This window comes from Ewingella allii, assembly GCF_044430645.1.
Classification (GTDB): domain Bacteria; phylum Pseudomonadota; class Gammaproteobacteria; order Enterobacterales; family Enterobacteriaceae; genus Ewingella; species Ewingella allii.
The window spans coordinates 159948-179438 of record NZ_JAWUDN010000006.1 but is presented as its reverse complement, the minus strand read 5'-3'; the positions used below and the strand labels follow the sequence as shown (position 1 = coordinate 179438).

Below are 19491 nucleotides of genomic sequence, written 5' to 3'. Positions count from 1 at the left end.
TTTTAGTTACACAAATAAGGCCAGCTTCGCTGGCCTTAGTCATTTTTAAAGATAGATCCCTGTCACAAAGTTCCGTAAAAATTACATTTTGTAATACATTTTTTCCTGCTGAAACATATTTGGGGGTTTGGTAGCATTTTCGATGTGGATTAACCCCCCTTCGGATGGAACACTGCGTTCAGACACAGGAGACACCAAACTCTCAAGAATAGTTCCCTAAAGAATTATTTACGGCAGTGGCAGGTGTCCAAATAAAACCAATGAGGGTAATAATAAATGATGAAGCGCAATATTCTTGCAGTGGTGATCCCAGCTTTGTTAGCTGCTGGTGCAGCAAACGCAGCTGAAGTTTATAACAAAGACGGCAACAAACTGGACCTGTACGGTAAAGTTGACGCGCGTCACCAGTTCTCTGACGACAACGGCAGCGACGGCGACCAGACTTACGTTCGTTTCGGCTTCAAAGGCGAAACCCAAATTACTGACCAACTGACCGGTTACGGCCAGTGGGAATACAACGTTCAAGCTAACCACGCTGAAAGCGCTGGCGACGAAGGCAACAAAACTCGTCTGGGCTTCGCAGGTCTGAAATTCGGCGACTGGGGTTCATTCGACTACGGTCGTAACTACGGCGTGATCTACGACGTAATGTCTTACACTGACCAATTGCCAGTGTTCGGCGATGACACCATGTACCAGAACAACGACAACTTCATGGTTGGTCGTTCTAACGGTCTGGCAACTTACCGTAACAACAACTTCTTCGGTCTGGTTGATGGTCTGAGCTTCGCTATCCAGTACCAAGGCAAAAACGAAAACGATGGCCGTAACGGCATCGACCAGAACGGCGACGGCTGGGGTGCATCAACCGCTTACGCTATCGGTAATTCCGGTGTTAGCGTAACTGGCGCTTACTTCTCTTCTGACCGTACCGATGCTCAAACTGCTGACGGTAACGGCGACAAAGCTGACGCATACGCATTGGGCGCAAAATATGATGCGAACAACGTATACCTGGCTGCTTTCTACGGCGAATCTCGTAACACCACCGGTTACGGCGTAGACAACGCGCAGTTCGCTAACAAAACTCAGAACTTCGAAGTGGTTGCACAGTACCAATTCGACTTCGGCCTGCGTCCATCTATCGCATACCTGCAATCTAAAGGTAAGGACCTGAACGCTGTTAACGGCGCTAACGGCACCTTCGCAGGCGGCGACGCTGACCTGGTTAAATACATCGAAGTGGGTACCTACTACTACTTCAACAAAAACATGTCTACCTACGTTGACTACAAAATCAACCTGTTGGACGACAACGACTACACCAAAGCTGCCGGTACCAATACCGACAACGTTGTTGGCGTTGGCTTGCAATACCAGTTCTAATTTCGCTTAATCGAAGCACTTTCGGGTGCTTCACCAGCGAATGTAAAGGCAGAGCTTCGGCTCTGCCTTTTGCTTTTCAGCTTCTCTCCTGCCTTTTCCATCATCAAAATTATTAATCTCGACAGCCGCCTCACAACTCTGCTTTCTTTTTACCGCAAACGGTTGGCAAACTGATTTTGAGGCGGTAACCTGAGCCCTCTTTCTGCTAAATATCAGGTCATGGAAGTCTTTCACATGTTTGAAAAAATCATTGCTGCTCCTGCCGATCCTATTCTGGGTCTTACCGATCTTTTCCGTGCTGACGATCGCCAAGATAAAATTAATCTGGGGATTGGTGTTTATAAAGATGAAACGGGTAAAACTCCGGTTCTCACCAGCGTAAAGAAAGCCGAACAATATCTGCTGGAAAACGAAACCACCAAAACCTATCTGAGCATCGACGGCCTGCCAGACTTCGCACGCTGCACCCAAGAGCTGTTGTTTGGTAAAGACAGCGCCATTATTGCGGCTAAACGCGCGCGCACGGCACAAACGCCAGGCGGCACCGGCGGCCTGCGTATTGCCGCTGAGTTTATCGCCACGCAGACTGCGGCTAAACGCGTTTGGGTCAGCAATCCAAGCTGGCCAAACCATAAAGGCGTGTTCAACGCTTCTGGTCTGGAAGTGGTTGAATACAACTATTATGACGCAGCAAACCATGCGCTTGATTTTGACGGCATGCTGAAAAGCCTGAGCGAAGCTAAAGCGGGAGACGTGGTACTGTTCCACGGCTGCTGTCATAACCCTACCGGTATCGACCCAACAAAGGCCCAGTGGACTCAGCTCGCAGATCTGTCCGTGGCTAACGGCTGGCTGCCGCTGTTTGACTTCGCTTACCAAGGTTTCGCTAAGGGTCTGGAAGAAGATGCTCAGGGTCTGCGCATTTTCGCCGCTAAACATACGGAACTGCTGGTTGCCAGCTCCTACTCTAAAAACTTCGGCCTGTACAACGAGCGCGTAGGTGCCTGTACCCTCGTCGCCGCCGATGCAGAAACAGCAGATCGCTCTTTCAGTCAGGTTAAATCGGTGATCCGCGCCAACTACTCCAACCCACCATCACACGGTGCGGCAGTGGTAGCGACCATTCTTGGTAATGAAGCGCTGCGTGCTATCTGGGAACAAGAGCTGAGTGATATGCGTCAGCGTATTCACCGTATGCGTCAGCTGTTCGTGACCACCTTGCAGGAAAAAGGCGCGCAGCAGGACTTTAGCTTCATTATTAATCAGAACGGTATGTTCTCCTTCAGCGGCCTGACCAAAGATCAGGTTCTGCGCCTGCGCGAAGAGTTTGGCGTATATGCGGTGAACTCTGGCCGTATCAACGTCGCAGGTATCACACTGGACAATATGTCCCCTCTGTGTGAAGCCATTGTTGCCGTTTTATAATCACTGAATTCGGCAAACTAAAAAGCCCGTCAGGCAACTGGCGGGCTTTTTTTATGACTCTTATTACTGCCTGAGTGGTTTCACCCCACCTTTACCAGACCGGTAATTCATCCTGTAAAAACGGATTCGTTTTGCGCTCGAACCCTAAATCTGACATTGGGCCGTGCCCCGGAATGAATTTTATATCATCACCCAGTGGCAGCAATTTGGTTTTAATTGAGTGAATCAATGCCTGATGATCGCCTCGCGGGAAGTCACTGCGCCCCACGCCACCACGGAAAATCACATCGCCAGACACGGCTAAACGGCTTTTCTCATTGATGAAAACGATATGCCCCGGCGTATGGCCCGGACAGTGTAAAACGGAGAGTTGTTCTTCGCCGACGGCGACCTTATCGCCCTCTTCCAACCATTGATCGGTTTCCAGAGGCGCGCAATCGGCTAATCCAAACATTCTGCTTTGGGTTGGCAGCGATTCCAGCAGGAATAGGTCTTCTTTCTGTGGTCCAATGATGGGTACCGAATAGTGCTGCGCCAGTTCCGCTGCAGCCCCCACATGGTCAAGGTGACCATGAGTCAGCAAGATTTGCTTAACATCGACGCCAAGAGATGAGACTTCCGCAATGATTTTTTCGGCTTCCCCACCGGGGTCGACAATGGCTGCCTGATTGGTTTCAGTACACCAAATAATCGAACAATTTTGGCTGAACGCCGTGACAGGAATGAGATGGTATTTCATAAGGCTCCACGGCGGCTTATTTGTTCATCTTTTCATTCATAAGAAATAAGAAGTCATGAACCAATAAGCCGCATATTACACATATCACCAGGTTCTCGCCGGACCCGTATCGATATGCACAAAGTTGCTACGTGGATAATATCCTACACCACCCATCTTCATTTTTAACGCGGCTTTGCGAATATTACTCAAGTCTATGCCGGCAATATGGAAGTCCATCGCCTGACCCAGCGTGTGATAGCTATGTTTCGCCACGCCGCTGCCGGGTTTACGCATGCTGTTATTAGTGGCTAAGGTGCGATAACCAGAAATGAGCTGGACCGGTTTATTGGTGCCCAACATCACTTGTAAGCGATAGAGATGGTCAAATAAGGCGGGGTCGATACTCTTGACTTGCTCGGCACGGTAATCTCTGAACAAGTGGTTCAATCTTGCCAACTCATCCTTGTTGTAACGCTTTCCATCAAAAAACTCGGTTTTGAGGGTCTCACCGGTATTTATGTTGTTAACCACTAAAATACGCGGACGAGGAGTGGAAAGAGTGGCAAAAGCGCGTCCAGGAAGAAGTGCTATGCCCACAGCGGCACCGCCAAGTGCCAGCCATTTACGGCGATGTTTGTCGATTTGGTCCATGAACAGTTTATTACCCGATAAGAGAGTCAAAGTAGGCGCAAAATTGAGCCCTTCCGAACCTTAACCGCCTTATTTCAGTGAGTCAACTCGCTGTATAAAGCATAGCGGGAATAGTGTGGCCACTATTCCCGCTATCAGGCCAATTACTCTGACCGCTATCATTTTAGTTTTACTGCATTTATTGCAACAAAATTTCTGCCTGTGGCAAAATTTGCGCGCCAGATCTCACTGGGGAATCATAATTGTAAATATCTGTGCGGAATTGCGGCTTACCGTCCTCTGCAACCCATGCCGTCAAGTAAAACAGTTTTACTGGTATACGGTGACGAATAGGCACAAAGGTCGTATTCCCGCCCTGCAGCGTGGACGAGATACGCGTGTCATTCCAACCAGCATCCTGCAAGAGCATATTCGCCAGCTCAGACGCTTTATTCACACGGACACAACCTGAACTCAGAGCACGAATATCCTTCTGGAATAACCCGTGGTTAGGCGTGTCATGCAAATAGATGGCATCCGAACTCGGCATATTAAATTTGTAACGTCCCAGCGAGTTGGTCGCCCCGGGTGCCTGACGAATTCGATACGGGAAATGATTCGGCGACACGACGCTCCAGTCAATCATCGTCGGATCGATCACTTCCGCATCATTGTTCCAGCCAGACAGCACGGTATAGCCATGTTTCTGGAAATAGCCGCTATCGCGCATCGCCTTAGGCACAATATCTTCCCGCACCAGCGTTGTCGGCACGTTCCACGGCGGGTTAACCACCACATTGTTCAGCGCACTGCTCATTAACGGCGTTTTACGACTTGGTCGGCCAACAATCACCCGTGAAGACAAAACCTCGCTGCCGTTGAGGTAATAAGTCAGCTGATAGTTAGGAATGTTCACCATAATGCCGGTATTCACATTACCCGGCAAAATGCGCAGCCGCTGGATATTCAGCGCCAGCAGCGTCGCACGCAGGCGTGGCGAGGCGTTCAGCCATTCGCGAGTTCGGGTACCGATAATGCCATCGGCCTCAAGCCCCTGCCATTTCTGGAAGCGCTTTACCGCCTCGACCAGTTCTGGTGAGTATTGGTTATCGGCTACGGCAATCGGCGTCGGTGCTGCGGACTGCCCCGCTGGCGTCACCGATGGCAATACATCCGTCACCGAGGTTGCTGCCGGACTGACTACCGGGGATTGCTGAACTGATTTATCGGCAGTTTCATCAACCGACAGGTCATCATTTGCCGCGGCACCCGGACCATCTTTGGCGATGGTTTCATCCGTAGGCTTTGGCGATTTGGCCTCAGCCGTGCTGGCGGTCATCATGCCGGTGCGACTGAGGATCTCGCGCAATGCCGGGATATCATCACTGATTTGCCCTGGCCGTAAACTGGCGGCGTTAGTGACCTGTGGCCATGGGTGGTTATCTGCCAGCATGGTTCTCAGCGCGGCGTGCATTTTGGCATACAGTGGATGCTGTGGCGTTAAGGTCGCCATATAACCTGCCGTGGTGCCCTTGCGCAGCGCCAACTGCCATTGATTGATCACTGTCAGCGGCGGCGTGGTCATTTTGTAAGGCGTGGCGCTATACAGCCAATTATCACCGTTCGCCTCGACGCCGCTCACAAATTGCAAATACCCCAGCATTGCATCAGACAGCACAATATCTCGCGCCATCCCGGTAACCTGCGGGTCAGTTAGCCACTTTACCCACTGAGTGAACTGAGGTTGAATGCCCGAGAGGGCCAGCTCTGCTAATTGCTGCTGGAATTGATGGACGGTGTCCCTGTCTTCCCACATTGGCTGCATATGATTAGCGGCGTAAAGAGATGAAAGAGAGGATAGATAAAGCGGCTTAACCCCTTTTGGCAACTCAGCCTGCAGTTGGCTAAGGCTTTGGACGCTAGAAAGCGTCGCCGAACGCACCGAAAGTGTCGGCACTGCCGCGAATGCAGCCTGTAGCGGCGCTAATCCCAATGCGATTAGACAGCTGGCTGCCAGAAATCTGAGAGACCCTTGACTCGTAAACATCATCCCTTGCCTCCCTTAATATGCCCAAATCAAATCCGATAAATTCAAGCAAAAAACCCATGGTTTAAGTATATAAACATAATTCTTTTTTTGCGCGAGATCTCAACACAATAGCACCTCGCGTGCAGTGAAGACTCTAAGCTAGCACGAGGATGAAATAAAGTACTCACAGAGGATAATCATTAGGCTAACTGCTGCAAAAGATGTCTTTGCAGGTGAAAAAAAACGCAATTATAACAAAGAATTATTAATCCTGATTTTCACCGTTAAAAACCACTCTTTCAGGCAAGCCACATCCCCTCTGCCATCGATCAGGATCAATAAAACAAAGCGAATAGAACTTGATTATTCAAATACGGAAAACTAGGATAGCCGGTGTTTGCTTTCACTAAAATATTGATATGAAAATTTTATTAATTAGACGCGATAATATTGGCGATTTGATTCTGACTACCCCATTAATCAAAAACCTAACAGATAACACTCAAAATACGCTCGATTTACTGGTTAATACTTACAATAAAGATGTACTGGTGGGTAACCCACACATCAACAAAGTTCATCTCTATTGCAAGTCTCACCATCGACAAGCGGGCCAAACGCTGCTTGGCGTCTATCTTCAGCGGCTAATAACCTCAATCTCTGTGCGTATGGGAGGCTACGACGTCGCCCTGCTCGCCAGCACTGACAAACGCTCACTCCAATGGGCAAAACTCTCTGGTGCAAAACGCATTATAGCTATCGGAAATAATCCTAAGAGCTTCGTAACGGATAATTTACCGAACATTGAGGGTTTGCATATTGTTGAATTATTAAACACATTATCAGAGCCATTAGGTATCAATAAGGCACCGGGGCCACTGGAATTATATGTCTCTGAAAATGAAGTTAATTATATTGTTGATAAATTTAAAATTGTCAGAGACAAGCCAATCTATGGTTTACAAATAAGCTCTCGCAAGCCACAGCAGCGTTGGCAAGTAGAGAAGTTTATTGAGTTAGCGCATCGCTTAGTGGCACGGGAAGATTGCCGTTTAGCTTTATTCTGGTCACCGGGAGCTGAAAATAACCCTAAACATCCGGGCGACGATCAAAAAGCGCAAGCAGTCATTGATGCCTGCAAAGATCTACCTTTAACGCCAATGCCAACCGACAGCATTCGCGAGCTGATGGCGGCGATGTCACTTTGTGATCAAATCATCACCAGTGATGGCGGCGCATTGCATATTGCTGCGGGAATGCAAAGACCCGTAGTGGCAATGTATGGCAATAGCGATGCTAATTATTGGGCACCATGGCAGGTTCCATGCTCCATCATTGAAGCTCCTTCAGAAGACGTTCGTTTGCTAGAAGTTGATGATGTTTATAGCCGTTTTATAGAGCTGCGTGAAAAAGTGCTGTCCTTGGCCCCATAAGCCAAAGTTCGTTATGTTAGCTAATCCCCTAAACGTAAAAAAGCCCCATAAACGGGGCTTTTTTTTATGCGCAGAACCCAGCAGTTATCAGCCGTTTTCCACTTCAGCATCTACAGTGGCTGGTAGCTCGGCGGCGAAACCGCGTAGACCCACCACGTGCACGTGTTCATGGTTGTTGAACACTTTACGCACCAGCTTATAGGTTGTGCCCTTCTCTGGACTGATGTTTTCAGGTGCGGCGATGATCAGCTGCATCTCAAGCCGGTCGCAGAGTTCGAACAAGGTGGCGATAGATTTCGCATCTAGACGCGCCGCTTCATCAAGGAACAGCAGGCGGCAAGGCGAAATGTCTTTACCGCGCATGCGGCTCGATTCTTCTTCCCAGCTCTGCACCACCATCACCAGAATCGACATACCGGTACCGATAGCCTCACCGGTAGACAGCGCCCCGCTCTCCGCACGCAACCAGCCGTCAGAACCACGGTTAACCTCCACTTCCATTTCGAGATAGTTACGATAATCCAGTAACTCCTCGCCGATGGTTTGTGGCGTACGCTGGCCCATGTCGATCTGCGGATTCAGGCGCTGATAGAGCTTCGCCAGTGCTTCAGAGAAGGTTAGACGGTTGCTGCTAAACAGGTCCTGATGCTGATCTTGCTGCTCGGAGAGCACGTCCAGCAGGCCCGCATGTGCTTCGCGAACGTTAACGTTTAGCCGCACGCTCTTAACCTGACCGAAGGCCACGGCCTGTAGCCCCTGGTTCAGCATGCGAATACGGTTCTGCTCGCGCTGAATGGTTTTGCGAATAATGTTCGCCACGCTCTTCGAGCTGATCGCCAACTGCTGCTCACGCGCGGTCAGCTCTTCCGTCAGACGCCCCAGCTCGATTTCCATCTGTTCGATAGCTTCAACCGGGTCGTCGGTGCGAATAATATCCTGACGAATGCGCTCGCGCAGATGCTGATAAACCGCGATGTAGAACTGAATTTTGCGCTCAGGGCGTTTTGGATCTTCGGAAAGACGCAGAACGTCGCGCAAATGCTCGTTGTCAGCCACCGCCAGGCGCAGCGCGCCCAGTGATTTATCCGACATGGAACGCAGCTCGTCGCCGTCCATATAGGCCAGCTCGCGGCGGTGCAGACGACGCTCGACGCCATTGTCTTTCACCAAACGCATCACCGCACACCAACCCGCCTTCGCGGTGACCACGTGTTCGCGGCTCTGGTGATAATCACGCTCGAGCTTGCGCAGTTTCTTCTGCAAGTTATCCATTTCGGCTTCGCAGAAGGTGATCTGTTTTTCCAACTGGTTGCAGCGAGCGCGGTTGGTGCTCAGCGCGGCATGCAGCTCGTCACGACGGGTCTTGGCGCGGGCCTCGGCGTTAGCGTCAGCCTGCACGCCGATATCCTGCAGCTCTTGCCCCAGCTCTTTGAGCATATCGCGCTTGGCATCGAATGAGCTTTTCAGCGACGCCAACACTTGGTTGTACTGGGCGTACTGTGCCTGATGTTGACGCATCTGCTCACGGGCACGGGTACGCTCAGCCTCGGCATGTTCAAGGCGCTGACGCAGCTTGTCATTCAAATCAGAGTTTTCAGTCAGCATGCCCGCTGAATCGGTATAGCCGAAGTGCGCACGACGCTGAACCACTTCGGTAAGCGAGAAGGCCTGCTGCTTCGCCAATCGCTGCGCGTGCTGGGCCTGTGCGTAATCCTCTTTTAACTGGTCATGCTGCTCGGGGTCACTTTGCAGCACAGAAACCAGCGGCTCCAGCTTGGTGAGAGACGCGCCGTGTTGCTGAATAAAGCGGGCAGAATCCTGCGCTTCTTCCAGCTCTTCACGGATCTCTTCAACCCGGTCGATCAGGGTTTCATCACACAGCAGGCCAACGCGCGGTAGCAGCTTGTTGAGCATGGCAACGGATTCTTTTGCCTGTTCATACTGCTGGCGCTGCTGCTGGTTGGCCCCTTCATGAGAGTTCAGGGCGCGCTCCAGCTCACCGCGACGCCCGCTGAGAGTGCGGATCTCGGCTTCCGGGTCGGCATCAAACGCCACCGCCAAGTGACTGCCGATGAAGCGGCTGAAGGCCTGATGCACACGCTGGATCTTCTGTACGTCAAACGACAAGGTCGCATAACGCTCAGACAGGGTTTCGCGCTCTTTATGTAAAGTCTCGAGGCGATTCTCACGCGCCGCGCGGCCGAACAGAGGCACCTGCGGGAAGTGGGAATAACGCCACTGGCGGTCGCCTGTTTTGACCAGCACCGCGCCCTGCATCTCTTCGACGGCAAACACGCTGTCATCGAAGGACTGCGGGTCCCCTTCAATCAGATAAAGGTCTTCTGGGCAGTCGTCCAAGCCGTCAAGCTGGTCGCGGATCAGAGAGAGATCTGGCACCACGATGGCGTGGCGGGAAGGCCCGTAAAGCGCGGAGAAGTAAGGCGCGTCATCAATGGTAACGTCGTCATAAATCTCAGAAAGCAACACACCGCCAAAACGCTCAGCCAGAGCAATCATGCGCGAATCTTCCGCACCGCTTGGCTGGCTAAGGCGCGTTATTTGCCCTTCAATGCGTTTTTTGCGCGAAGCCACTTCGTCGCGCTCAACCGTGGTTTCGCGCTCGCTTTCCAGCATCTGCTGCATGTACTCAGTAACCTGCTGGCTACTTTCCAGCGGCTCTTTGCTCTGCTCGCTCAGCTGGCTCAGCGCCTCTTGCGCCGCCAACCACACCGGTGCACGGGCGGTCAGCTCACGAATACGGGCCTGAACGCGCTCAAGCTCTTGGCGCATCTCCATGCGGCGCTCGCCGGCTTGAGAAACCACGCCAGACAGCTCTTCAATCTGTACTTCCAGCTCGCGCTGAAGCTCGTCTAAATCTTCAGGATGAACATCCTGACCCGAACGTTTGCAGAACTCCTGCAATTGGCGCTCGGCGTCTTGCTGCTCGCGCAGGCGGCCTTCAAGCTCGGACAGGCGCATGCGCAGTGGCTCTACGCGCTCGGCCTGATGCTGTTGAGAAGACCAGTCGCGCAACAGTTCACGCGCGGTTTGCCAGGCTTCGCTGCGGCTCACTTCACCGGCGATTTTCACCACCAGCTGATAGGCGTTTTCGAACTGGCTGTGCGCCGCGTCGGCCACGCTCATCTTCTGCTCGAGCATCAGCAGGATATCTGTGGCTTCCTGCTCTTTGCTTTGGAAGGTTTCCAGCCACTCTTCGCTGTTCTGGCTCGACAGGTCAGGGATTTGGCACAGCTCGCGCGCGCGCTCAAGGGCGTGCAGCGCCTGCTGGTATTGAATAGCGCGGGTTTGTTGCACGTCGAGCGCCTGCTGGTAATCCGCCAGCTGGCTCTTCAGCTCATCCACCTCAATCTCAGCGGCTTCGGCGCGGGCTTCGTGCTCGGCGTGCAGCTCGCTGGCTTCCGCAACCACTTCATTTTGTTCTTCGAGACGGTAGGTCAGCTCTTCGAGGTCGCTCTCATAGCGCTCGATTTTTTCCTGCTGGCGCATCGCCGTTTGCACCAGACTCAGGTGGTCACTGGCCGCCTGATAGTCAGTTTCTAAATCACTTTGCGAGCCGCTCTGCTCGGCCAACTCGCGGGCCATTTCAACATGGCGATACTGCTCGCTGGAGAGCTGTTTGCGGCTGGTCAGCAAGTCGTTGCGCAGCACCAAGGCACCGTCGAGATGGATGCGACGCTCGTTGGCATGGCGCATATAGTCGGCGGCAACGTAAGAGGTGGCTTCGGAGATCAGGTGTTTGAACAAATCGCGGTCAGACTGGGTGACGCGAATAGCTTCCAGCGTCATGCGGTTCTCACGCAGGGCGGCTTCCATATCCTGGAAGGCTTTGCGCACGCCGCTGTTTTCTGGCAACAGGTAGTCGCGCAGAGAGCGGGTGATGGCGCTGGAAATCCCGCCGTACAGCGAGGCTTCAATCAGGCGATAGAACTTGCTGCGATCGGACGCGGTGCGCAGACGGCGCGGGATCACGCCCAGATCGAACATCAGCGAGTGATAGTCAGTGATCGAGTTGAACTGCTTGAACTGCACCCCTTCCATCGCTTCGACGCTGTCTTTTAGCTCTTGCAGCGACAGCACGCGCGCCTGACGGTCGCCCACGGTCTGGGTCAAAATCTCAGTAGGCTGAATCGCAGTAGGCAGACCTTGAATGGTGAAAGGTTTGATATCTACTTTACGATCACGCCCGGCAACCTGCTGCAAACGCACACCAACGATCACCCGCTGATGGCGCGAGTTCACCACGTCGAGGGTGGAATAGCAGACGCCCGCGCGCAGCTTGCCGTGCAGACCTTTGTCACGAGAGCCGGAGGTCGCACCCGCTTCGGTGGTGTTACGGAAGTGCAGCAAGGTTAAGTCAGGGATCAGCGCCGTAACGAAGGCCGCCATGGTGGTCGATTTCCCCGCCCCGTTGCCGCCCGAAAGCGTGGTAACCAAAGCATCAAGGTCAAAAGTACGCGCAAAGAAGCCGTTCCAGTTAACCAGCGTTAGTGAGCGAAATTTACCGCGTTCAATCATTCCTGTTCGTCCTCTGCGCTGTCATGCCTTTGTTCGGTTGGCGATTCGCTGTCTTCGTTTTCGTCATTCAGCGATAACGCGCTTTCAATTGGCATTGCTTCACCGTCGCGGATCATTCGCAACTGCGCTTCGCGGGCGTCATCGCCACTGCGTACATCTGCCCCGAAGCGGAAAACGGCTTCGGTAATGCGGAATTTGCTGCTGTCGGCCCCCATAAACCACACCATGCCCAAGCGGCGCAGGCGGTTCAGCGAGGTTCTGACTTTCTCTTGCAGTTTCTGGCGATCAAGGTCAGAGCCGGTAGAACGCTGATTGACGTATTTCAGCAGCTTGCTTTCATCGGCAAGGCTGAGCAGCTCATCATAAAGTTCCTGCTGGGTGAAAATGCCTTCATGCGCCAGACGCTCCGGGCTGAGGTACAGATAGCAGAGAATTTTCCCTACCATCATGTCCAGCTCGGACAGCACCGAACGCGGGATGAGCGTGGTTGAACGTGGGCGCAGGTAGAAGAAACCTTCAGGCGCTCGGATCAATTCAACGCTGTAGCGGCTATAAAACAGCTCGAGTTCTTCCTGATAGTCCATCAGGAAAGCGTGGTTATCCAATTCGTCAATGCCAATGTGACGGCCAGAACGCAGCTGACTGTCCAGAGCAGGAAATACGGAATTTGCCAACGCTTGCGCCAGCTTAGCTGGCATTATGTGTTCAATATTTGTCGATGACATGGGCCTGCACCTTGGCTCCGAAATCATTGATTGCCTGCCATTCGGCTGGCAACCCTGAAAAATCTGCTTCAGCCACACCAAGGCGTACAGCCTGGTCGACCACAATTCGCGCTACGTCAAAATGCCGCGCGCGCGGGTACTGTTCAAGGTAATCGCGCATCACGGTGCCCAGATTGAGCGGCGTCTTCTGTTGTTGATACACTTGCAGCGCTTGCTCAATCATTGCGGCAAGCTGCTCACGTATTTCACTAAATTCTTCATATTCCAGGTCCGGCGGAAGTTCACCGGTCACCTCTTCACTGCGCAGCGCCAGCTCTTCATCACGCATGTCCAGTAAACGCTCTGCATTCGCAAAGGTTAACGTCCACGGATTGTCGAAGTAATTTTGGACGGACTGGCGAAGACGCTGAGCAAAGACGCGGTTTTTATCCATATCGATCGCGGTACGAATAAATTTGTGAACATGACGGTCATAACCGATCCACAGGTCAATCGCTTGCTGGCCCCAGCTGGTAATTCGGTCAAGCTTGCTTTGCAAATCAAAGACTAACTTATCGACGAAGCTCAGTTCGCTTTCGCCCATGGTCGAGTCCTGAATCCGCAGTAAGTGCGCTTGCAGCAGGTCGCCCGCGGCCTCCAGCGTATCCTGTAATTCACGCAGCGTACCTGAGGTTTCGGACAGCAGCATTTCACAGCTGGAAATGGCCGCGCGCCAATCTTTGTTTAACAGCGCGGCGATATCGTCTTTCACACCCTGCTGCTGCTCGTCCATGATGCGCTGCGTCATGTCGATACTGTCAAAAATCTCCGCCACGGAGTATTTCAATGGCGCGAAAACGTTGCGATGCCAATGGAACTCATCCCCGCCCTCTTCGGCGGCATCCGCGGCGCGCTTAAGCTCTTGGGCCACGATGGACAGCTGCATGGAGAGGCGCAGCGTCGAGAATTCACGTTGGCGAATATAGTAGTCGGTGATGCCAATGCCCAGCGGCGTTAAACGATAAATGGCATTGCCGTCAGCCAGTTCACTGACAAAACGATTGAGTAAACGCTGACGCACCATGTCATTAATGGCGTTGTTGGCGCGCACGGTGACCGTTTCGTGAGTTTGCTCGAAGCCTTTGCTTACGTGGCGAAAAGCATCGACCAGCTCACCCTCACTCATTTCACCGTCCAGACGCTCACCGTTCAGCGTGGCGATTGCCAGCAGAAAGGCCAGACGTTCGGTAGGCAGAGAAATGGAGAAGTCATTTTTGCGCGCCCAGGCGACCAGTTCGGGTACAGTCTGGGAAAATTCACTCATGATTCGTCCTTCAGATTGGGTTTGTGCGCCATCACGTGGATGTAACGTCCCAAACTAATAAAAGGTTCCTGTCGGCAATAACGCTGTTCCAGCGCCAGAAGCTCGTCGAAATCCTGTTTATGTTGTTGCCGGTTACGCAAGTAATCATGGAAAACGCGAACACCGGTTTTGCCCGTGATCACCATCCCCAACGCCTCAAGCCAGGCATAAACTTGTTGAGGTTCCAGAGGATGATCCGGCAACAGCGAGCTTTTTTTAATTTTTGGCACGCCTGCTTCGACGTGACCGAAGTTACCCAAGATCATGTGACGCATCACCAGACCATGGATATTGTAAAACATTAGCGACAAGGCACCACCCGGCGCCAAACAATCGGTTAATGCCTGCAGCGCCTGTTGAGGTTCCGCGAGCCATTCAATCACCGCGTGAAACAATATCAGATCAACAGGCTGTTCCAAATGCTGAGCGACGTTCTGAGCAGGACATTGTACAAATTGCATGTTGTCGCTCACACCTTTTTCCTCGGCGGCCGCTTTGGCGCGGCGGATCATCTCACCAGAGAGATCGCACAACAAGACCTGATGTCCCAAAGCGGCGAGTTCGCACGCCATCTGCCCTTCGCCGCCCCCGGCATCCAGAATGCGCAGCGGCCTCTGGGGGAGCGTGGCGATCAGTTCGCGAAGATCTTGTCCCAGCACGGCCTGACGAATACGGCCTTTGGTCGTACCGTAAATATTGCGTGAGAACTTTTCGGCGATATCGTCGAAATTACGATCCTGCATGAAATGATACCTGTTCCTGATAGCGCATTTTGTTGAATGAAATCATAACCGAAATAGTTGGCATAGCGGGACGGCCGCGCCTGCTATTTTGGCACAGGCTGACGTAGAATAAATCATCCCAATGTGGATTCGCACCTGGATGTCGTTTTTTCGCTCAAAAGGACCTATTTTCGATGCCATTTATTCTCAAAAAAGCCGTTGGAGGGCTGCTGCTCCCGCTACCCTTTTTATTAACGATCATGGCGGTAGCGCTGGTTTTACTGTGGTTTACTCGCTGGCAGAAAGCAGGAAAAGTCTGCTTTTTACTGAGTTGGCTCGCTCTGGCCCTTTTAAGCCTGCAACCTGTGGCTGATGCTTTGCTGCGGCCGCTAGAATCAACCTATCCCACTTACCGCGCCAATAGCGCGCAGCCGTTAAAATATGTGGTGGTATTAGGCGGCGGGTACACTTATAACCCAGACTGGGCACCCAGTTCCAATTTGATCAATAACAGCCTGCCACGAGTAGCAGAAGGCATTCGGGTTTATCGGGAGAATCCGGGGTCGAAGATGATTTTCACCGGCGGAAAAGCCATTGGCAACCCGGTGAGTACAGCCGAAGTGGCGGCGAAAGTCGCCATCAGCCTCGGCGTGCCGCAGAGCGATATCATCATGCTCGACACCCCGCGTGATACTCACGAAGAGGCCGAGCAGGTGAAAATACATATTGGAGATCAGTCTATGGCGCTGGTGACCTCTGCCAACCACCTGCCGCGCGCCATGATTTTCTTCGAGCAGCAGGGTCTGCACCCTACTCCTGCTCCGGCCAATCAGCTGGCCATCGACTCGCCGCTCAATCCTTGGGAAAAAATATTGCCAAGCTCGCTGTTCTTAGGACACAGCGAACGAATTTGGTATGAAACTCTGGGGCGAATCTGGCAACGAATTGGCGGCAGTGGCGACTGACCTCAGTTAAGCCATGGAAGCAGCTGCTGTTTAGCGTGTTCAAACGCCGGGCGGTCCAGCTTGCCGGTGTGTAGCAAGTGGGAGACAGATTCCCACAGAAGATATAAACCGCGCCGGGCGAGGAAGCTTTCTGAGACCGGCGCACGCTGTAAATAGCGAAATAGCAGCTGCTCGCTCATCCCTTTCTCCCACAGTCGGAACAGCTCAAACTCCCTTGGCCCCCACAGCAGCGTGCCGGGGTTGATCATGGCTAAGAGCTGGTCGCTGCGCGGGTCTTTTAACAGACTGCGCAGGGAGAGGTTGCCATGAAGCAGTACGGAATTATCATTAAAGTCAGCAAACAGGCTGGGCAGGCTGGCGCGAGAACGGAACAGCAAAGTGCGATCTTCCTGCGTCAGCTGCGCTGACTGCAAATGACTGATGGAAGCCCAAAGTGCCTCAACGCGCTGCTGATACCACAGCGACCACTTATTGTCCTGCGTGCTATCCACCGTGCCCACGTGGCCATGGCTGTCAATGCGGTGCCACGCCAGCAGCCCTTCGATAATCTGCTCTATCAGCATCTCGCCGCGCTGCGGCGTGCGGGTCGGAGCTTCGGCAGAAACGCCTCGAAGGCGCTCGATCAGTAACACTTCCTTAAAAGGCGATTGGCTGGTGGTAACTAAACCAAATACCGTCGGCACGCGCACCACGCCCTCGCGCGCCAGCATCGACAATTTATACGCCTCCTGGCTGGCAATGCCCGAACAGACGTAACTTTTGGCCATTAGCGGCACGGCGTGCCCCTGCTCATCATAAATCGCATAGAGATGGGCATAAGGTTGCTCGCTAACGCATTCAAGGCGAGACAGGCGTTCGCCCAGCACAATACTTAATTCGGCTTTCAGCTGTTCCATGACGGTTACACAGTGAAGAAGTGATGAGGTTTATGATGAAAGCATTGCCCGACGATTTCTCGGTGGCAGATCAATGAAAGTCGCAGAATAAAAAACGGAATGCCCAATGACATTCCGTATCAGTATAGCGTTGCAAGGCGCAAAGCGGGAAAAGGCTAATTAGTGGGCCAGAAACTCGCGCACGCGCTGCAAATCTTCTGGCGTATCGACACCCACCGACGGCACTTCTTTCGCTACGGCCACGTGGATTTTTTCGCCGTACCACAGCACGCGCAGCTGCTCCAGAAGCTCGATATTCTCAAGCGGACTTGGCGCCCAGTTGACATAGCGGCGAATGAAACCGGCGCGATAGGCATAAATGCCAATGTGGCGCAGGAACGTATCACCGACAGTCTCTCTGGATTTAGCAAAACGCTCGCGCTCCCAGGGAATGGTTGCCCGCGAGAAATAGAGCGCATAGCCGTTGACGTCCATCACCACTTTTACTGCGTTAGGGTTAAACGCCTCTTCTGCCGTTTCAATAGGCACCGCTAAAGTCGCCATGCCGGCTTCACAGGAGGCCAGATTTTCAGCGACCTGCTTGATAATCACCGGCGGCACCAGAGGCTCATCGCCCTGCACATTGACGATAATGTCCTCGTCGGAAAAGCCGTACAGTTCGATGACTTCGGCCAGGCGCTCAGTGCCTGACTGGTGGTCAGCGCGGGTCATGCAAACTTCGCCGCCAGCCGCTTCTACTGCAGCAAAAACGTCAGGATGGTCGGTGGCGACGATAACGCGATCGGCACCGGACTCTTTCGCGCGTTCCATCACATGAACGACCATTGGCTTGCCGCCGATATCCGCCAGAGGTTTCCCCGGCAGGCGGCTGGAAGCAAAGCGGGCAGGAATGATGGCAATAAAACTCATGGATGCGTCTCGTCAGCAGAAAGCGCACGGGCTTCAGTTTCTAACAACACCGGAATGCCGTCGCGCACCGGATAAGCCAGTCCGTCCACTTTACAAATTAATTCTTGCGACTCTTTATTGAAATAAAGCTTACCGGTACAGACAGGGCAAGCAACAATTTCGAGTAAACGATGATCCATACATTCTCCCGGGGGCATGTGAATTGCACGCTTGAAGGCCAAGCAGTTGCAATAATGCGTGTTTTGACAAACCTCTATGGTGGCAAAGAATACCATAACCCTTCCGCCAAGGTTAATCTGACAAAGGCAATATAGGCTGCCCAGTGGGATAAATCGCCAAGAGGCCGAAACAGAGATTGATCAAAGCCGGAGGTCGGCGTAGTATTTTTTGTGACACAAGTCACATTAAATTTCTACTGACGAGCACTGAAATGAAACTGATCCACAAAATCATCGCGATGTTTGCCAACTACAGCAACTAAGGCTGTTTTGACATTCTCACCCAGCGAAAAACGGCTGCCAATGGCAGCCGATTGTTTATTTGAGCAATGACCAGCCCGCTTCCCAGTGCAGCCGCAACGCTTCTGGTACCTTCCCTATCAGCACCCGATCTGCCTCGTGCCATAAGGCAAAACGACTGACGGCATCAGTGATATCTTTGATGCGTCTTGGGCTAAGTTTAGTACCACTCTCAAGGTGCAAGGTTTTCACTTCAAAGGTTTTCTCTTTGCGATGCATCTTGGCGTCCACGCGCCCGATCAGCTCTCCGCGATGCAAAATAGGCAACGTGAAATAGCCATATTGCCGTTTCGGCTCCGGCGTGTAACATTCCAGCCGGTAATCAAAATTAAACAGCGCCAGAGCCCGTTTTCTATCCCATACCACGGGATCGAATGGCGAAAGCAGCGCGGTGACCGTCGAGCTAATTTTGCCGTTAATGGCTTGTTCCAGCACGGAAAACTGACTCTGATGCACATAGAACAGGCCATCCAGCCCTTTTACATTGACCGGCCTGACCTCGCCACTTTCTAACCAGCGGGATATCACCTCCTGCGCTTTAATGCGTTTCAGGCGATAGTAATCTGCCAGCCACTCAGGTTTAAATAAGCCCAGACTTTGCGCCGACCGGCGCAGCATGATCTCTTCGGCATCCTGCTGTGACAGAGCTTGGGTGGCATCATTCCAGTCGGGCATTACGCGCTCTGCGAGGTCGTAAACCCGATGAAAACTGCGACGCTCCACCACCATCAGCTTGCCTGCGGTAAACAGCGTCTCCAGATGCCGCTTGTGCGGCTTCCAGTCCCACCAGCCGGTAGCTGAACGCTTCTCTCCGGCGAAATCCGCCGAACGCACCGGGCCATTTTCCGCAATATGGCTGAGGATGCCGTCAATGTCTTCCTGATGCTTTTCGACCCACTCGGTTGAGTATTTCCAGCCCATTTTCTCAGGCTGAAGCATGCGGTGGCGCAGCAAAGCGTAATCTTCGATGGGGATAAAACAGGCTTCGTGAGCCCAATACTCAAACAGTTTTCCCGACGCCAGTGCGTCTTCCAGCCACTCCTGCGGATAGTGCCCGAGGCGGCTAAAAAGCACTAAATATGGGCTGCGGGCGACCACGCTAATGGTATCAATTTGCAGCAAACCCATCTGAGTAATGGCTGTGAGGAGATCGTCCCGTTGGGGCTTGCGCTTAAGTGGGTGTTGAAGTTGTTGAGCAGCGAGGTGCAAAGTGCGGGCGGCAGAGAGAGATATAACCGGGTGAGACATATCGGT

The 19491-nt window shown here is 52.7% G+C and carries 15 protein-coding genes; 4 read left to right on the top strand and 11 right to left on the bottom strand.

What is annotated here, in order from left to right:
• Nucleotides 1-276: 276 nt before the first annotated feature.
• A complete protein-coding gene (gene ompC / locus SBO83_RS14730) occupies nt 277-1386 on the top strand; it encodes a porin OmpC (RefSeq protein WP_396132019.1) in 1110 nt (369 codons plus the stop codon).
• A 234-nt stretch (nt 1387-1620) separates the two neighbouring features.
• A complete protein-coding gene (locus SBO83_RS14725; RefSeq protein ID WP_396132018.1) occupies nt 1621-2811 on the top strand; it encodes an aromatic amino acid transaminase in 1191 nt (396 codons plus the stop codon).
• 91 nt (nt 2812-2902) lie between these two features.
• On the opposite strand, the gene SBO83_RS14720 is transcribed toward SBO83_RS14725, so the two are convergent.
• From SBO83_RS14720 to ldtD, 3 genes are all read right to left on the bottom strand, one after another.
• Complete coding sequence (locus tag SBO83_RS14720) at nt 2903-3550, bottom strand: MBL fold metallo-hydrolase (RefSeq protein ID WP_396132017.1); 648 nt, start codon at nt 3548-3550, stop codon at nt 2903-2905.
• Between the two features lie 84 nt (nt 3551-3634).
• The gene (locus tag SBO83_RS14715; RefSeq protein ID WP_353501560.1) at nt 3635-4183 is read right to left on the bottom strand and encodes a YcbK family protein; all 549 of its coding nucleotides are present in this window, start codon (nt 4181-4183) and stop codon (nt 3635-3637) included.
• Nucleotides 4184-4361: 178 nt separating this feature from the next.
• The gene (gene ldtD, locus SBO83_RS14710; protein WP_396132080.1) at nt 4362-6209 is read right to left on the bottom strand and encodes a L,D-transpeptidase; all 1848 of its coding nucleotides are present in this window, start codon (nt 6207-6209) and stop codon (nt 4362-4364) included.
• A 401-nt stretch (nt 6210-6610) separates the two neighbouring features.
• On the opposite strand from ldtD, the gene SBO83_RS14705 reads away from it, so the two are divergent.
• The gene (locus SBO83_RS14705) at nt 6611-7624 is read left to right on the top strand and encodes a glycosyltransferase family 9 protein (RefSeq protein WP_396132016.1); all 1014 of its coding nucleotides are present in this window, start codon (nt 6611-6613) and stop codon (nt 7622-7624) included.
• 87 nt (nt 7625-7711) lie between these two features.
• Here SBO83_RS14705 and mukB read toward each other — a convergent pair whose 3' ends face one another.
• Genes mukB through cmoM form a run of 4 tightly spaced genes read right to left on the bottom strand, consistent with a single transcriptional unit; the run spans nt 7712 to nt 14970 of the window.
• Nucleotides 7712-12160 carry a chromosome partition protein MukB gene (gene mukB / locus SBO83_RS14700; RefSeq protein WP_353501557.1) on the bottom strand — a complete coding sequence of 1483 codons (4449 nt, stop codon included), beginning with the start codon at nt 12158-12160 and terminating at the stop codon, nt 7712-7714.
• The gene (gene mukE / locus SBO83_RS14695; RefSeq protein WP_396132015.1) at nt 12157-12885 is read right to left on the bottom strand and encodes a chromosome partition protein MukE; all 729 of its coding nucleotides are present in this window, start codon (nt 12883-12885) and stop codon (nt 12157-12159) included. The genes mukB and mukE overlap by 4 nt, the downstream gene beginning before the upstream one ends.
• The gene (gene mukF / locus SBO83_RS14690) at nt 12866-14188 is read right to left on the bottom strand and encodes a chromosome partition protein MukF (protein WP_034789221.1); all 1323 of its coding nucleotides are present in this window, start codon (nt 14186-14188) and stop codon (nt 12866-12868) included. Before mukF ends, mukE begins: the two co-directional genes overlap by 20 nt.
• Complete coding sequence (gene cmoM / locus SBO83_RS14685) at nt 14185-14970, bottom strand: tRNA uridine 5-oxyacetic acid(34) methyltransferase CmoM (RefSeq protein WP_396132014.1); 786 nt, start codon at nt 14968-14970, stop codon at nt 14185-14187. The genes mukF and cmoM overlap by 4 nt, the downstream gene beginning before the upstream one ends.
• Nucleotides 14971-15143: 173 nt before the next feature.
• On the opposite strand from cmoM, the gene elyC reads away from it, so the two are divergent.
• Nucleotides 15144-15914, top strand: a complete 771-nt coding sequence (elyC, locus tag SBO83_RS14680; RefSeq protein ID WP_396132013.1) for an envelope biogenesis factor ElyC — start codon at nt 15144-15146, stop codon at nt 15912-15914.
• Nucleotides 15915-15916: 2 nt separating this feature from the next.
• Here elyC and SBO83_RS14675 read toward each other — a convergent pair whose 3' ends face one another.
• The 4 genes from SBO83_RS14675 to SBO83_RS14660 form a co-directional block, all read right to left on the bottom strand.
• A complete protein-coding gene (locus tag SBO83_RS14675; protein ID WP_396132012.1) occupies nt 15917-16810 on the bottom strand; it encodes a YcbJ family phosphotransferase in 894 nt (297 codons plus the stop codon).
• 159 nt (nt 16811-16969) lie between these two features.
• Nucleotides 16970-17719 carry a 3-deoxy-manno-octulosonate cytidylyltransferase gene (gene kdsB / locus SBO83_RS14670; RefSeq protein ID WP_396132011.1) on the bottom strand — a complete coding sequence of 250 codons (750 nt, stop codon included), beginning with the start codon at nt 17717-17719 and terminating at the stop codon, nt 16970-16972.
• Nucleotides 17716-17898, bottom strand: coding sequence for a Trm112 family protein (locus tag SBO83_RS14665; protein ID WP_034789208.1), 183 nt, complete (start codon nt 17896-17898; stop codon nt 17716-17718). Before SBO83_RS14665 ends, kdsB begins: the two co-directional genes overlap by 4 nt.
• Before the next feature lie 357 nt (nt 17899-18255).
• Nucleotides 18256-19485, bottom strand: a complete 1230-nt coding sequence (locus SBO83_RS14660; protein ID WP_396132079.1) for a DNA glycosylase AlkZ-like family protein — start codon at nt 19483-19485, stop codon at nt 18256-18258.
• Nucleotides 19486-19491: the final 6 nt, after the last annotated feature.